This is a genomic window from Cellvibrio sp. PSBB006 (genome assembly GCF_002162135.1).
Classification (GTDB): Bacteria; Pseudomonadota; Gammaproteobacteria; order Pseudomonadales; family Cellvibrionaceae; genus Cellvibrio.
Genome location: NZ_CP021382.1, coordinates 1,453,215 through 1,468,488, shown reverse-complemented (window position 1 = coordinate 1,468,488; position 15,274 = coordinate 1,453,215). Strand labels below are relative to the sequence as shown.

Annotated in this window: 12 protein-coding genes; 8 read left to right on the top strand and 4 right to left on the bottom strand. The window is 48.3% G+C overall.

What is annotated here, in order from left to right:
• Positions 1-13: 13 nt before the first annotated feature.
• Positions 14-637 (top strand): hypothetical protein, encoded by a 624-nt coding sequence (locus CBR65_RS06140; RefSeq protein WP_087466045.1) that lies wholly within the window; start codon positions 14-16, stop codon positions 635-637.
• 91 nt (positions 638-728) lie between these two features.
• Here CBR65_RS06140 and CBR65_RS06135 read toward each other — a convergent pair whose 3' ends face one another.
• On the bottom strand, positions 729-1,061 hold the full coding sequence (locus CBR65_RS06135; protein ID WP_087466044.1) for a hypothetical protein: 333 nt from the start codon (positions 1,059-1,061) through the stop codon (positions 729-731).
• 238 nt (positions 1,062-1,299) lie between these two features.
• On the opposite strand from CBR65_RS06135, the gene CBR65_RS06130 reads away from it, so the two are divergent.
• From CBR65_RS06130 to CBR65_RS06120, 3 genes are all read left to right on the top strand, one after another.
• Positions 1,300-1,500 (top strand): DUF2788 domain-containing protein, encoded by a 201-nt coding sequence (locus CBR65_RS06130; RefSeq protein ID WP_087466043.1) that lies wholly within the window; start codon positions 1,300-1,302, stop codon positions 1,498-1,500.
• 63 nt (positions 1,501-1,563) lie between these two features.
• Entirely contained in the window at positions 1,564-3,792 is a 2,229-nt protein-coding gene (locus tag CBR65_RS06125; protein WP_087466042.1) for a response regulator, read from the top strand.
• Between the two features lie 378 nt (positions 3,793-4,170).
• Complete coding sequence (locus CBR65_RS06120) at positions 4,171-7,689, top strand: ThuA domain-containing protein (protein WP_087466041.1); 3,519 nt, start codon at positions 4,171-4,173, stop codon at positions 7,687-7,689.
• 269 nt (positions 7,690-7,958) lie between these two features.
• Here the strand turns inward: CBR65_RS06120 and xthA are convergent, their stop codons facing one another.
• Together xthA and CBR65_RS06110 are read right to left on the bottom strand one after the other, a co-directional pair.
• The gene (gene xthA / locus CBR65_RS06115) at positions 7,959-8,771 is read right to left on the bottom strand and encodes an exodeoxyribonuclease III (RefSeq protein WP_087466040.1); all 813 of its coding nucleotides are present in this window, start codon (positions 8,769-8,771) and stop codon (positions 7,959-7,961) included.
• A gap of 79 nt (positions 8,772-8,850) precedes the next feature.
• The gene (locus CBR65_RS06110; protein WP_087466039.1) at positions 8,851-10,968 is read right to left on the bottom strand and encodes a carboxy terminal-processing peptidase; all 2,118 of its coding nucleotides are present in this window, start codon (positions 10,966-10,968) and stop codon (positions 8,851-8,853) included.
• 516 nt (positions 10,969-11,484) lie between these two features.
• Between CBR65_RS06110 and CBR65_RS06105 the strand changes: the two genes are divergently transcribed.
• From CBR65_RS06105 to CBR65_RS06090, 4 genes are all read left to right on the top strand, one after another.
• Entirely contained in the window at positions 11,485-12,051 is a 567-nt protein-coding gene (locus tag CBR65_RS06105; RefSeq protein ID WP_157671988.1) for a hypothetical protein, read from the top strand.
• A gap of 115 nt (positions 12,052-12,166) precedes the next feature.
• Entirely contained in the window at positions 12,167-13,003 is an 837-nt protein-coding gene (locus tag CBR65_RS06100; RefSeq protein WP_087466037.1) for a BON domain-containing protein, read from the top strand.
• A 202-nt stretch (positions 13,004-13,205) separates the two neighbouring features.
• Positions 13,206-13,643 carry a DUF4398 domain-containing protein gene (locus CBR65_RS06095; protein WP_087466036.1) on the top strand — a complete coding sequence of 146 codons (438 nt, stop codon included), beginning with the start codon at positions 13,206-13,208 and terminating at the stop codon, positions 13,641-13,643.
• Positions 13,640-14,482 (top strand): OmpA family protein, encoded by an 843-nt coding sequence (locus CBR65_RS06090; RefSeq protein WP_087466035.1) that lies wholly within the window; start codon positions 13,640-13,642, stop codon positions 14,480-14,482. The genes CBR65_RS06095 and CBR65_RS06090 overlap by 4 nt, the downstream gene beginning before the upstream one ends.
• A gap of 50 nt (positions 14,483-14,532) precedes the next feature.
• On the opposite strand, the gene CBR65_RS06085 is transcribed toward CBR65_RS06090, so the two are convergent.
• Positions 14,533-15,261, bottom strand: a complete 729-nt coding sequence (locus CBR65_RS06085) for a Crp/Fnr family transcriptional regulator (protein WP_087466034.1) — start codon at positions 15,259-15,261, stop codon at positions 14,533-14,535.
• Positions 15,262-15,274: the final 13 nt, after the last annotated feature.

Genomic DNA, 15,274 nt, shown 5'->3' with positions numbered 1-15,274 from the left:
GGGAAGAAATGTTATGCACAAGCTTCTTGCTGTGGTCGAAGTCGATAAAGACGCCAGGGTATATTGTCAATCGCCCTCTTGTACCCGAACAGTTTACAAGCAAATCCATATTGTGAACGATAATGGGAAGATAACTGTTTTTGGGTGCAAATGTTACGAGATTTTGTATGGGAATATCGAAACGTTTGAAGAGCCATTCTATTCATCAGGAAAGAGTCGATTGTTGACAGATGAAGAGCGTACATTGCTTTTGGAAAACACCCAATTATTAATTGAAAAGTTTGAGAATGAGGAGCAAGAAGCAAAGAATGCACAATGTTTTTATGAGCAGCCAATACCTCAAGAGCCGACAAATCATCCAATGGTTGCTCCGCTACGAGAGGTTACCTGTCACTATTGTGGCTGTTCTATGAGGACAAGGGCAAAAAGCACGCCCGCTGTAGGTCATAAGTGTGATCTGTGTGCGAAATTTAATCGAGGTTATCCAAGCCGACGATCAAGTCTTACCAAAGAGATGAATGCCAGAGCCAATCTGAGAGATAGAGGCAACGACGACCCTCATCATAAACATGGTCAAGGGGTTATTAAAGAAAAAAATAACGCTGCTACTGAGTACAGGAAAGCCACAGGCAAGTAGTTATAGAAAAAGGTCTTTAAGGAACAGGGTGCCCCCCCGGGGGGGGGGGCACCTAATGACAAATACTTAGTGCTCTGACGCCAGAAGAATACTATTCAACCATCTCTTCAGCTTTTTCTTCTGTGGTTTCGGCGGCGTCGTCCATAGCGTCTACGGTATTTTCATAGCCATCTTTCATCGCTTCACCGGTTTCCTCAGCAGCGTCGGCTGCCTTGTCGGCCCAATCCTCTGCTGTTTCGGCGGTAGCTTCCGCTACGTCTTCCACAGTATCTCCGGCCTTTTCCAGAGTCTCTTCAGCAGCATCCTGCATTTCAGCAGCGGAATCCTTCACCGCGTCGGTAGTATTTTCGACTTCTTCCCTGGAGCAACCGCTCAACAGTCCCAAAGCAATAATTAAAGATGCAAAAAAGTGAATGGTCTTCATGATGGTATCCCTATACTAATTAAAATGACGGATGAGATAGTCGGGTGTATTTGCCGATAACTCTGCACAACGCAGCTTTTTACAACCCGGAGAGAGTCTATACCTGTCATTGGCGGGAATAAAGGCATAAAAATCCACCGGGGTATATGTGACTTTTGATTTTGGATACAATGCGAACCATTTCGCAATGGCGTTGAGCGTAGCGCTCCGAATCATAAGCCTCTGATGTGGTGTGGATATGACAGTTGAGCAATTTGAAACCTGGTCGCTTTATATTGGCGTGGGTGGATTGATCGCCTTTATGGTGTTTATCGTGTGGGATCTGGCGCGTAAATCAAAGGCTGGCAAATTCGGTACCTTCATTCTGTTTCTGGCGTTGGGTTTAGGTCTGCTGGGTTTTATCATCAAGACCGTGCTAGTGGAAATGCTCGAAAAATAACAACCACCGGCGACAACATCGCTACAGCCTGGGTCGCGTCAACTAGATAGGGGCTTCAACCGCATGTTTCATTTTTTTGTTCCCGTCTCCAAAGTCCAGAAAGATCGGCAGATTATGCGCGACACGGACGCTCGTGTGGCCAAGTACAGCCGGCGCGGTCTGGTGCTGAACTTTTTGGTATTTGTCTTGTGCCTGGCGTTTGGGGACTTTATTGATCGGGAGCACAACCTGGCGGTCGTGCTGGTGACCGGTTTACTGGTGGTTACGCTGCTGCGCAGTTATTACCTGTTTCGTTTTGATGTCCTCTACGCCCGTGCGCCGACGCGTTGGCGCAATCAATATTTTATTGCATCGTGTCTGGGGGCTGCCTGGTGGAGCATCATCCTGGTCAGCCTGACCTGGGTGCAGGGAATGCGCGATGAAACCCTGGTGATGTGGTTATATTCGGTGGTGTTTTATTCCAGCGTCTCCAATGTGTTTGCACCCTATCGCCATTTTTTGACGATCTATTTATTTATCGGCCAGGTGCCGGCAGCGATTACCGCGATCTTGCTCGGTGATGTAGATGGCTATTTGTACGGCTCTATCATGCTGGTGTTTTTTATCATGCTCAGCCATCAGGCCAAGGTCACCTCTTTTGCTTATTGGGAACGGCTCGAAGCTAACTATGCTTTGCGTGAACGAGCCAAAGGACTGGAGCATGAGCAGCGCAGTTCCAAGGCCGCAATCGAATTAAAGAATGAATTTTTGGTTAACCTCGGGCATGAATTCCGTTCGTCATTAAGTGACATCCTCGGAACCTTGACGTTGATTGACAGCGATCAATTATCGGAAAAGCAACGCGAACTGCTCATCATGGCCAGTAAAGCCGGTGAGCGTCAGTTGGACCTGGTGAACAACGTGGTGGACTTTTCCAAGATCACCACCAAGAACCTGCGCCTGGAAGAAAGCATCTTCGATTTGCGCCGTACCTTGGAAAAGCTGGTGGAAGATTTTTCGCTGGATGCGCATCAACAAGGTGTGGAACTCTATTACCTGTTTGATCCGCAAATGCCGCTGCGAGTGAAGGGTGATGCGGTTCGCCTGGGGCAGATCTTCAGCACATTGTTAAACCATGCACTTAAAACCGCGGCGATTGATCACGTATTTATTGAAGCGCGGTTTAATCAGGATACTGATCAGGATGATGTAGGCGAGCTACAAATTATCATCAGTGACAGTGAAAAAAGTACCTCGCGAACGGATGCCGAGCGAAGCGCATTGTCCGAAAACGATGATCAACATACCGGCATCGGGATATCCATCTGCAAGGGATTGGCTGCCTGTATGGGCGGCAGCGTTAATGTCATGGCGAACCGTGAGCGCGGCAAACGCATCTTTATCAATGTAAAACTGGAAGTCGTTTCCCACGAAGAAAAACGTTTTGGTTCCGAGCAAAAATTGCGTGGCAAACATGCCTTGTTAGTGGATTTGCCGGAAAGTACCGCCATTGCATTGGTTGATGAATTGACCACCTGGGGCATGACGGTGACGACGGTGAGCGGTTACGACCAGGCGTTGGAAAAACTCAATACGTTGATCAAAAGCAAACCGGTCGATTTGTTATTGCTCTACAGCCGGCTGAATAATATGAATGCACTGGTATTATCCAGAGATGTTGCGGCAAACCCCATGTTCGCCAGTGTTAAACAGATTCTGGCAATGAGTATTCTGCAAAGCGATACCACAGAGGTTAAAGCACATCTGACCAACTATCCGCAAGTATCCTGCATTGAAAAGCCCATTATGCGTCGTCGCCTGTATGAAGTGGCTGTTCATAAGTTGCTGGATATGCCGGAAGAGACACCGAATTTATCTGGTGGCACTAAAGAAAGTTCGCCAGCGGTACCGGCCGCTAAAAAAATCCTGCTGGTAGATGATCATCGCGTGGATCAAATGGTGATATCCGCCATGTTAAAAAAACTCGGTTGTTATGTGCAGCTGGTGACGACCGGGTCAGAGGCAGTCGAGGTCTTGGAAAAAGAAAAATTTGATCTGGTATTGATGGACTACGATATGCAGGAGAAAGACAGCCTGCTTGCCGCCCAGAAGATCCGTGCGACGGAAAAAGCGCACAATAGCAGCCGTCATTTGCCGATCCTGGCTGTCGTGGCTTCTGTTAATGAACAAGATCAAAATAATTGCCTGGCCGCAGGGATGGACGATCATATTGTTAAACCGATTCGCTACGACGATCTGGAAACTCGTTTGCAGCGCTGGCTGGGCGAGGGCAGTGAACCTCCGCGAACCTGATCGGCTACTGACATTGTTGTGCCACATCCTCAACTGATCTTTGCACGTAAATTCACCTGTGAAAATTGCTCTTCTGTTGCCGGCAGCATCAATGCCGGCTCGGGTTTTCTTTGATCAATAGTTGATTTTTCCTGTCTTATAGTCTTTGTTTATATATGTAAATCGAGATGCGTTTGCTCAGGGCCGCTGCTACACTCCGGCCCATATCCTGAATTGCTCTGGTTCTTTTTACGTAATAAAAATCCATGACGGTGAGTTCCGCCGTTCGCGCAATGCAGTGATGCTGGCATTCAGCAATAAATTTATAAGAAGCATAAAACACAACCCCATGACTGGTACGCCATCAAGTACTTCCATGATCATGATATAGGTGCCCCCATGTATAGCCTCGCAAAAAAAGTTACGGCTTTTCTCGCCACAAGTGTTATAGCGTGTTCGCTTTTGGTTTCCTGTGGCAAGGCTGATAAAGATCAGCAATCCGTAACGGATACCAAAACCAAAGACGCAGCCTTTACACAGGATATTACAGGTGCGCGGGTACTGGTGTTCTCCAAAACCAGCGGTTGGCGCCACGACTCCATTCCAGCGGGCATTGCGGCTCTGGAAAAGCTGGGAACAGATCATGGTTTTACCGTGGTGGCGACAGAAGATTCAAGCCTGTTTAACGATGCGGAATTATCGACCTATAACGCTCTGGTTTTTCTGAACACCACGTTGGATGTGTTGAACGAAGATCAGGAAATGGCGATGGAGCGTTTTATACAGGCAGGCGGCGGCTTTGTCGGTATTCACGCGGCGGCAGATACCGAGTGGGAAGGTGACTGGCATTGGTATCGCAATCTGGTCGGTGCTGTGTTCAGGAGCCATCCGGGCAATCCGAGCAATGTCCAGCGCGCCCAATTAAATGTCACCGCGCACCAACATCCCGCTACAGAGGCGCTGCCAGAAACCTTTAGCATGGTTGATGAGTGGTACGATTATCGCGATCTCTATCCATTGAAAAAAGATTTGCTGATGTTGGATGAAAGTACGTACATCGGCGGCTTGCATGGCGAATACCATCCCATTGCCTGGTATCACGATTACGACGGTGGGCGATCGTTTTATACCGGTATGGGACACACTACAGAAGTCTTTTCCAATTCACGTTTTCTTGAACATCTGCTTGGCGGCTTGAAATATGCCGTGGGCGGAAAACCCACACTGGATTACAGCCGCGCACGTCCGGAACACAATCGCTTTATCAAGAAAACCCTCGTGCAAAGTCTTAACGAGCCGATGGGCTTTGATTTTTTCGCCAATGGTGATGCCTTGATTGCCGAGCGTCCCGGTAGCTTCAAATTAGTGGATTATAAAACCGGTGAGACCCGCGATGCCGGAAAAATAGACGTTGCTTATCACGGCTATATGGAATGGGGCTTGATCGGTGTGGGTATTCCACCGGATGTCGCACAATCCTCCTGGATTTACGTGGGCTACAACGCGCGTAAGGAAGACGGCAGCTATTGGCAGCGACTGGCTCGCTTTAAGTGGCAGGATAGTCAGATCAACGCGGCGTCAGAGCAATTGCTGCTTGAATATCAGATTGATGAAACCTGTTGTCACACCGGCGGCGATATCGCCTTCGGTAACAACGGTGAAGTCTTTTTCTCGACGGGCGACAACACCAATCCCCATGAACAAAATGGTTATGCACCCATCGATATGCGCGAAGACCGCAAGCACTTTGACGCGTTGCGCGGTGCTGGTAATACTCAGGATTTGCGCGGCAAAATTTTACGCATTATTCCCCAGGATGATGGCAGCTATAAAATCCCCGCCGGCAATTTATTTGCCGACGGCAAGGAAGGCCGCCCGGAAATTTATGTGATGGGTGCGCGCAATCCTTTCACCGTGACCTTTGATAAGGATACCGAAACACTTTATTTCGGTGATGTGGGGCCGGATGCAAGTTTGCCTTCAGAAAAGCAGGGCACCCGAGCCTATGACGAGGTTAATCGCGTAACCGAGGCGGGAAATTTTGGTTGGCCGTTGATCATTGGTAACAACCAGCCGTACCTTGAGTACGACTATGCCACAGAGAAATCCACCGGCCGGCTGTTTAATCCGCTGGCGCCGATCAATAACTCTCCGCGCAATACCGGTGCCAAACAATTACCGCCCGCTCAACCGGCATTGATCTGGTATCCCTACACTAATTCTGAAACCTTTCCTGAGGTTGGCAGCGGTGGTCGCACGGCGCTGGTCGCCGATGTTTATCGTTCCAAAGATTATCCAGCGGGTACACACCGCTATCCTGAATATTACGATAACAAATTATTTATCCTGGATTTCATGCGCAATTGGGTGAAGGTCGTCAGCTTCGATGAGGTCGGGCGTATTGAAAAGATTGAGCCCTTTGCACCGCAAATCAGCTACACCCTGCCGATTGCTGCACGCTTCGCACCGGATGGCAGTTTGTATGTGCTGGAGTACGGCACGGCCTGGTTTACCGGAAATCCTGATTCCGGTTTGGCGCGCATTGAGTATGTCGGTCCCGGCAATCGTCCACCGAGCCCGGTTATAACGCTCGATGTTGCACAAGGCGCAACTCCGCTGGCGGCAACCGCCTCAGCGGCCGAGAGTGTGGATCTGGATGGCGATACACTCAGCTTCAACTGGACATCAGAGATGGTGGGTAATTCTGCGACGCAACAAGCGCTGGGTGATGGTGAAACTGTCTCGCTGAATTTCACTGATGCGGGCAGTTACCTGGTGAAATTGACTGCAACAGATTCTTACGGCAGCAGCTCGACCGCCGAGGCTCAGGTTGACGTGGGGAATGCGCCGGCTGAGATTAATATCCAGTTAGATGGCAACACATCTTTCTATTGGCCCGGTACCCGTTCCATTGGCTACCAAATAGACATTACCGATAAAGAGGACGGCAAGATAACGGCGAAAGAGGGTGATGCCAGTCATGCGATGGTGCAACTTAATTTTGGCGGCATGGAAGAGCAGGCTGCCGCGGCGGGGCATCAAACTGCCAGTGCCAACGTAGTCGGCAAAGATCTGGTTGAAGCCAATGCCTGTACAGCTTGTCATCAGATTGATGCGCCTTCCGTTGGTCCGTCATTTACCTCCGTGGCAAAACGTTATCAGGATGATCCTGAAGGGTTGGCGTATCTGGTCAAGAAAATTGCTGACGGCGGTGCAGGCGCCTGGGGTGAAACCGCCATGCCATCGTTTGCTCATTTAAATGAAGAAGATCGCACGGCCTTGGCGACCTATGTACTGTCTCACGCACAGTCGGCTCAGGACAGTTTGCCGTTGTCAGGCAAACTCGCGTTACGCGATCACAAATTGACGCAAGATATATTTAACCGGACCACTGACTTGAGTGGCGAAGAAAGGGCGATGTTCCGTCAGGCATATACCTTGTCGGCGTCTTATACGGACAAGGGCGGTGATGTCATTGGTCCCATCACGGTAAATAAAACCCTGCGCCTTATCGTCCCGCGCTTCCTGCTGCCGGATTTGTTTACCAAAACCACCGCGCCGGATGATTTCAAACTGGGTAGTTATTATCAACTGAATACCCTCACAACCGACGCAGGCAGTGACACTTGGCGTGTTGCTCCCTTGGGTGAATTTGATTTGCGCAGTGTCAAGTCCATCCAGCTCGGCCGCTGGATTACCAAAAATCCCACCAAGTGGGCTTATGAACTGCGTATAGATCAGCCAGACGGACGTGTTGTCGCTGCCGGTGTGGGCACGGAAACGACGATCGATACCTATGGCAGAGATGTGTTAAAAATGACGGAAAGTGTTGGTCGGCATAAACTGTATTTGGCTGTGCGTGCGGTTGATAAAGCCAACAGTGAATTACATTTACTGGATATTTCGTTTTATCAATAACAAAAAATATTGCGCTTGTTATTGTGGAATATAGATAGGTGATGTTTGCACGATGCAAGTTTGGCGTTAGGGCCTCTGTTTCGAAACCCTCAAGTCATGGATGACTTGAGGGAGCTACAGGGAAGATTCATTCGCCACATCCTTGTGGCTCACCCTACACGGGCAGCTTCGCTGTGCAAATTGGCTTCCTGCCAATTTGTTATGCGTTTTCGAAACAGAGGCCCTAATGACAAACGAACTACGAAGTTCATAAACCAGTTGATCAGCTCTTATTGAAACCTGGCCCAAATCGGACAGTGATCGGAAGGTCGTTCCATACTGCGAATTTCATAATCAATACCGGCTTCCATACAACGCTCCTGAAGATTATGCGAAGCCAGAATCAAATCAATACGCAATCCACGGCGCGGGTTATCTTCGAAACCGCGACTGCGGTAATCAAACCAGCTGAACAGACTGTTATCATCCGGCATTAACTCACGGAACGTATCTTTCAAACCCCAACTCATCAATTGTGCCAGCCACTCACGCTCCTCCGGTAAGAAACTGCACTTGCCGGTGCGCAACCAGCGTTTGCGATTTTCTTCACCGATGCCGATATCGCAATCCTGATGGGAGATATTCATATCGCCCATGAGCAGAATCTGATTGTCCGGTTTATGTGCGCTGTTGAGGTAAGCAAACAGGTCTGCATAATATTTTTGCTTGGCGGGAAACTTGATCGGATGGTCGCGGCTTTCGCCTTGGGGAAAATAACCATTTAATATGGTAATTTCACCACCCAGGGGCGATGCAAAAGTACCGCCGATAAAACGCCGTTGCGCGTCCTCGCCGTCTTCCGGAAAGCCTTTAATCACGCTCAGGAAAGGGTGTTTGGATAATAGCGCAACGCCATAGTGAGTTTTTTGTCCATGGTAGGCCACGTGGTAACCCAAAGCTTCAATATCTGCCAGGGGAAAATCCGGGTCGTTGACCTTGGTTTCTTGCAGGCCAATAAAATCCGGCGCGTATTTATCAACGACGGCTTTCAGTTGGTGTGGGCGTGAACGAATACTGTTGATATTAAATGAAACGACTTTCATAGTGGTTAAGATTAATCAGCAGGTTAAAAAGTAAAAACCCGGATATCGCTATCCGGGTTCAGGTGAATGGTTGTGAGAATTAAAAATTTGCCAGTCGGGTTTTTTCATTTTTTTGCAATTCGAGGATAAAGTCTGCCAGCACTTGTCCTGCTTCATTCAGGAAGGGATCATTGGCAGGATCAATCTTCTCCGGCTCGGCGCTGATGATCTCCTCGCCGTCTTCGCCAACAGCGGCATCGGTATCTTTAATGTCCTCATAGGACGCGTAGGGCTCCAGCCCTTTTGCTTTGCGTCGACGATTCTCCATTACCAGGATACGTTGTTCCATCTGCTTTTGTTCCAGTTCGCGGGTGGTTTTGCGTAATGAAACAGCTTTTTTCTCATTGTTTTCATCTGCCATGGCACGCTGTTCGCGCAGGAAAACAAAATCAGGATCAGTTTTTATCCGCGCTTCATGACGTTGATTGATGGCAGGCAAGAGTGCGGGTATATCAAAATATTTATCATGTTTCACAGCATGAATACGATCCCAAGGCAGGGCGTTGTCATAACTGCTTTCGCCCACTTCTTCGGTGTCGATCAACGTCGGCAATTCAATATCCGGTACTACGCCACGGTGTTGTGTACTATCACCGGAAATTCGGTAAAACTTCGATTCAGTAATTTTCAGGTCGCCATGTTTCAATGGCAACATAGACTGTACAGTGCCCTTACCGAAGGATTGGGTACCGATAATAATGCCACGGCTGTAATCCTGAATAGCGCCCGCAAAAATTTCGGATGCTGACGCACTGAGGCGATCAACAAGAATCACCACCGGACCGCGATACACTGCCGGTGAATAGGAGCGGTAGCTGCGTGAAATAACTTCATTACTTTGGCGAATCTGCACCACGGGGCCCGGATCGACAAACAAATCTGTCAACGCCGCCGCTTCCTGTAATGAACCACCGCCGTTTTCGCGCAGGTCAATAATCACACCGTCAACATTTTCTTCGCTGAGTTCGCCCAGTAAATTAAACACGTCACGGGTGGTGCTTTTGTAGTTTGGATCGCGATTACGGTAGGCTTCGAAGTCCATATAAAAAGTAGGTATGTCGATAACGCCAACTTTAAAAATATGTTCGCCTTCGCCGACATTGAAGATATGTTTCTTCGCGGCCTGTTCTTCCAGTTTGACCTTCTCGCGTTTGATACTGATAACTTTACTGTTGCCGGGGCTGGCTTTAGCCGGCAAGACTTCCAGGCGCACTATGGTGTCTTTTTTTCCGCGAATCAGATCGACCACTTCATCAAGACGCCAACCGACTACATCAACCATCTCGCCTTCTGTGCCTTGACCAATCGCGACAATACGGTCTGCCGGTTTTAATTCACCTTGCTTCGCCGCCGGACCTGCCGGTACCAGGCGCATGACCTTGGTATATTCATCTTCACTTTGCAGCACGGCGCCAATGCCTTCCAGTGACAGAGCCATATTGATATTAAAATTTTCTGCATTGCGCGGGGACAGATAATTGGTGTGCGGATCGTAAAGCATGGTCAGCGAGTTCATCATTACGCTGAAGACTTCTTCTGAATCCTGTTGCTTTACCCGGCGCAATTGATTTTTAAAACGTTTTTCAAGTGTGGTTTTACTTTCTTCAATTGTTTTACCTGTCAGCATCAGGTTGAGCAGATTAAATTTGATGCGTTTCTGCCATAAGGCATCGGCTTCTTTTTGGTTGGCGGGCCATTGGGCATTTTCCCAATCTGTGGAAATAGATTCTTCCACTTCAAAATTATACTTTACCGTTTCGTCAGCCAACTGTGCGAGTATGGCATCCAGGCGCTTTTCTACCCGCTCGTTGTATCGGTTAAAAATAGCAAAGCCTTGGCTGAGGTCGCCCTTCTTCAAATAATCGTCGAATTTCTTGCGGTTTTTTTCAAACTCATCAATGTCGCCTTGCAGAAAATAATTCTTGGCGGGATCGAGTGCTTTTAAATAATCGTCGAGAAAGCGCGCGGAAAGTGCATCATCCAATTCCTGATCGCGGTAATGTTTTTTATGTAGTTGGGTGACAACTTCAATTGCCGCTTTTTCCTGTTCAGGCGTTTGTTTCAGGGCCGGTAAGGCCAGGGTATTTACGCCATAGGTTGCTAAAAGCAGGGTTAACAGGAAAGGTTTAACGATATTTCTTGTAAAAGCGGTGTACATAGACAGGATCTCATGGTTGGGCATGCCGGGTAGCGTCGATAAATGTTCACCCGGATCGTATCCCACAATATCGATTATTTACTCGCATCGGACGCATTTCGGAACAGCTGGATGTCGTTGCCAAGGCAGTCCTTACTATAGCTCACTTGGACTTAAGCAGGCTAGCAACCCTATTCTGCTAGGTTAATCCTTAAAAAGGTCAATATCTGAGCTGTAGTAGGGTTTTTGATCAATGTAACGGGGAAATAGACCATTCAAGGTCTCATTAATTCACTCGCCAGAGCAAAGTGCAGGGCAGGAGCAGTGTTGACCCTTGCCAGATATTCGTTATGTAGAAAATGCAATAGGAGGGTTCTGTTGTGATCTGTGAGCCAGCTTCCTCGTACAAAAATTGACCTTTAACAATAATAAGCGGGATAGCGCACCGACTTTTGTATTATTTTACTGATAGTGTCATCTTAATAAATTCCGCCAATCTGTAAGCTTATAGATCCTGGAGTTTATATGGAGGTTTTTATGAATCAGCATTATGAATACAACGACAAAAAGAAGATGTCGGACTCTCCCAAACGAACCCCGGATTTTTTTACCCCAAACCAACCTATTGCAGCCCCAACGGTTGGGGTATCTGAGCTCTCGCGTAAGGACCAAGAAGCGCTTGGCCCGCAAGAAACACCTGGCCAGATAGTGCAGCAACAAAAACAACAGATACAACAACAGCGAAACATGCAGCGATCCTTGTATGTAACTTCGGATGATATCGCGGGTGAAGAAAAACATCCGTTACCAGGGCAGCACAGTCAACAAGGACAACCTCAGGGGGCAGCTCAAGCTTGTGGAGCAGTGCAACAAGAAGGATTTCAAAAGGAAAAAAGTGCACTTGCCAGGGAAGAATCTGATCGGCAGTGGATGCAGAATATTAATGCCGCACGAAGGAAGTGGAGCAAGTTAACGGAGGAAGAGCTGGTGAAGTCAGGCGGTCAGGCATATACGCTGAAAGCACTTGTGCGAGATCGTTACACGATCAGCCATGCAGATGCATACAAGCAAGTTAACGATTTTTTCCAATCGTGCATTTTGTAAATTTACTTCTGTTCTCTTTCTTAAAATTGCATTGTGCCAGGGAGGCGAAACACGCTTAAAGGAGCAGCCGTCTGGCTGCTTTTAACAGGTTCAAGCTGTCAGGTTATGGAGAAACATGATGTATACATTCGCCAAAATCTTCTTTCTTTTCCTTATTTTTGCATATGTGTTACCGGTAACGGTTGATGACACGGATGCTGCAAACCTCCTGAATTCCCAAACCGTTATTGATGCTCGACAAGAAGCCCAGTTATGGACCACCTATACCCTCAATCCCTATTTGCGCGGCAATAACATCAATGTATTGGTTGATGATGGGAAAGTGACATTGACCGGCACAGTTAATGAAGCCATGAGCAAGGAGCTTGCGAGCCAGATCGCCCGACACGTGCAAGGAATAAAGGTAATTGACAATCAGTTGGTTATTGACGCTGGATACATACCCTTGTCCGCATCGCACGGTTATGCTGAGGAAATTGATGATGTAACGATTACTGCGACGATTAAATCCAAACTTATATGGAGTAAATACAGGGATAGTGAATCCACCTATATTGAGACAACAGGCAGAGACGTTACTTTGCGTGGCACCACCGAAGATAGTGAATCAAGAACACTGGCCGGTAGCCTGGCTTTGAGTACGCGAGGCGTGGAGTCGGTTAAAAATCTCTTGTTAATTAATTACGCGAATACTTCATCAGGAAAAAACACTAACAATTACTGGAATGCTACACCCCCAGTCGTCGTTGATAGTTGGATTACCAGCAAAGTGAGGTCGACTTTTCGTTACTCAAACAGCATTACTGATTCAGTCATTGATGTAAGCACCGCGCAAGGGATAGTCATCCTCAAAGGAACGTTGAAAAACAGTGCTGAACACGCGCTGGCCGTTGAGCTCGCACGGAATATCCGTGGTGTGAAGGATGTTAAGTCTGACGAACTCGGGTTCTAATCAGAGCATTTTATACCAGTAGATACTGTCTTTTTGAGATCGACAGTGAAGAAAGCTAACGCTGTTGATTGCTATCTCTAAAGTTCACCCAAGGAATTTAACAGCCAGTTGGTGAGCGTTCCATCATCCGTTTTAACTTACGCAAACAGCTGTAGCCAGTGCCGAAAATGAGGTGCCGGCACACCCTAATGGAGTGACCAATATGATTATTACCAAGATTAATTCCCCGAACATTGACGGGGTTCCCTCACGCCGGCCAGCCGGTAAATCAAGCTTTCTTGTCGCCAGTCTGGTCGGCGGTCTATTGATGGTGGCAGCATGTTCGACCACACCTAAGCCTCCCTCCCAAGCATTACAAATGGCAGAGTTGGCCATCGCTAATGCCGAGCAAGCGCGTGTGGCTGATTACTCATCGCTTGAATTGAGCGAAGCGCGAGAAAAACTGGCTGCAGCTCGAATGGCAGTGCAGAACGAAGACATGGTTCTTGCGCAACGCTTGGCAGTTGAGTCTGCGCTTGATGCTGAGTTGGCAACGGCCAAGGCGGCTACGGCCAGAGCACAGATTGTTAACGATGACATGCAAGAAAGTACGCAAACATTGAAGCAGGAAATGAACCGTAATACAGGAGTCCGGAAATGAAAACATTCATTCACTCAAGCAACATACTTTCCGCTGTGATAGCCGCGTCACTTTTGGGTGCTTGTACTACCGGCCCTCTTGCACCGGAGGGGGCTGATAACGTGCGGAGTAAATTGACAGCATTGCAATCTGATCCGCAATTGGCCAATCGCGCACCGATAGCGATCAAAGAAGCGGAGCAGGCTGTGCGCATAGCTGAAAAGCCTGAAAAGGATAAAGAGTACGCCCGACACCTGGTGACGGTCGCGGACCGTAAGGTCGATATCGCCAGTCATCAAGCCCAGGCCCGTCTGCTGGAGGATCAGCGTGAAGCCTTAGGGCAACAGGCTGATACGGCGCGCCTTGATTCTCGCACACGTGAAGCAGACCGCGCTCGTGATGATGCGGATGCAGCACGCATAGAAGCAGATGACGCTCGTCGTGAAACCGAAGATTTGCAGCGCGAAATAGATGAACTCAATGCAAAAGAGACGGATCGCGGATTGGTTGTAACCTTGGGCGACCTGTTGTTTGAAACGGGTAAGTCCGATCTTAGGGCGGGAACAGCCAATAACCTGGAAAAGCTTGCTGCCTTTCTGACTCGCTACGAAGATCGCCAGGTGAGCATTGAAGGCCACACTGACAACGTGGGCAGTGATGATTCGAATTTTCGCCTTTCGGAACGGCGCGCTGCTGCGGTGCAATCCTACTTACTAGATCAGGGTATACCAAAAAGCCGTATTTCGGTCGTGGGCAAGGGAGAGGGAGAGCCGGTGGCTGGCAATGATTCTGCCTCTGGTCGGCAGATGAATCGTCGGGTCGAGGTCATCATCAACAACATGGTTACGTCAATGAGATAAAAAACTGCTGGGTGCTTGTACGTTTTGTAAATTCAATTTTGTGAAGTGAGTTACAACGTTTTACGTGCAGGCACATAGTGCAGCAGACGATCGGTTTCTTTCTTCACTACCGCATAACATTCGCAGCTCAGTTTTTCGAGCATACCTCGATCTAACACGGTGATTCTTCCTCGTCGATAAGTAATAGCGCCCAGTCGCTGTAATTTGCCGGCCGCATCTGTAACCCCTTCACGTCGCACACCTAACATATTGGCGATTAATTCCTGCGTCATAATGAGCTGGGAGCCAGACAGTCGATCCAAAGAAAGCAAAAGCCAACGACATAATTGCTGATCAATGGAGTGATGGCGATTGCATACTGCTGTTTGCGACATCTGCGTGATGAGGGATTGGGTATAGCGCAGCAGCAATTGCATAAAATCGCCGTGATAATTGAATTCATCCTTGAGTTGCTGGCCCCGTATTCGATAGGCATGGCCTGCGCTTTGTACTACGGAGCGGCTGGGTGTGCTTTCGCCACCCATAAACAAAGCCACACCGACCACGCCTTCATTGCCCACGACGGCGATCTCTGCCGAAGCACCGTTTTCCAATACATACAATAACGACACTATCGCATCAGTAGGGAAGTACACATGTTGAACGGTATCACCGGATTCGTATAACACTTTGCCAAGAGGTAGGGGCACAAGCTCAAGGTGGGGAAACAAGCGTTCCTGCACATCCGCAGGTAAAACCGCAAGCAGATGATTTTGCTTATATGAGAGGTCATTCAGCATATTGCTGTTCCTG

Coding starts and splice junctions, on each gene's coding strand:
- CBR65_RS06140 (WP_087466045.1), top strand. CDS start 14: ATGCACAAGCTTCTTGCTGTGGTCGAAGTCGATAAAGACGCCAGGGTA.
- CBR65_RS06135 (WP_087466044.1), bottom strand. CDS start 1,061: ATGAAGACCATTCACTTTTTTGCATCTTTAATTATTGCTTTGGGACTG.
- CBR65_RS06130 (WP_087466043.1), top strand. CDS start 1,300: ATGACAGTTGAGCAATTTGAAACCTGGTCGCTTTATATTGGCGTGGGT.
- CBR65_RS06125 (WP_087466042.1), top strand. CDS start 1,564: ATGTTTCATTTTTTTGTTCCCGTCTCCAAAGTCCAGAAAGATCGGCAG.
- CBR65_RS06120 (WP_087466041.1), top strand. CDS start 4,171: ATGTATAGCCTCGCAAAAAAAGTTACGGCTTTTCTCGCCACAAGTGTT.
- xthA (WP_087466040.1), bottom strand. CDS start 8,771: ATGAAAGTCGTTTCATTTAATATCAACAGTATTCGTTCACGCCCACAC.
- CBR65_RS06110 (WP_087466039.1), bottom strand. CDS start 10,968: ATGTACACCGCTTTTACAAGAAATATCGTTAAACCTTTCCTGTTAACC.
- CBR65_RS06105 (WP_157671988.1), top strand. CDS start 11,485: ATGAATCAGCATTATGAATACAACGACAAAAAGAAGATGTCGGACTCT.
- CBR65_RS06100 (WP_087466037.1), top strand. CDS start 12,167: ATGATGTATACATTCGCCAAAATCTTCTTTCTTTTCCTTATTTTTGCA.
- CBR65_RS06095 (WP_087466036.1), top strand. CDS start 13,206: ATGATTATTACCAAGATTAATTCCCCGAACATTGACGGGGTTCCCTCA.
- CBR65_RS06090 (WP_087466035.1), top strand. CDS start 13,640: ATGAAAACATTCATTCACTCAAGCAACATACTTTCCGCTGTGATAGCC.
- CBR65_RS06085 (WP_087466034.1), bottom strand. CDS start 15,261: ATGCTGAATGACCTCTCATATAAGCAAAATCATCTGCTTGCGGTTTTA.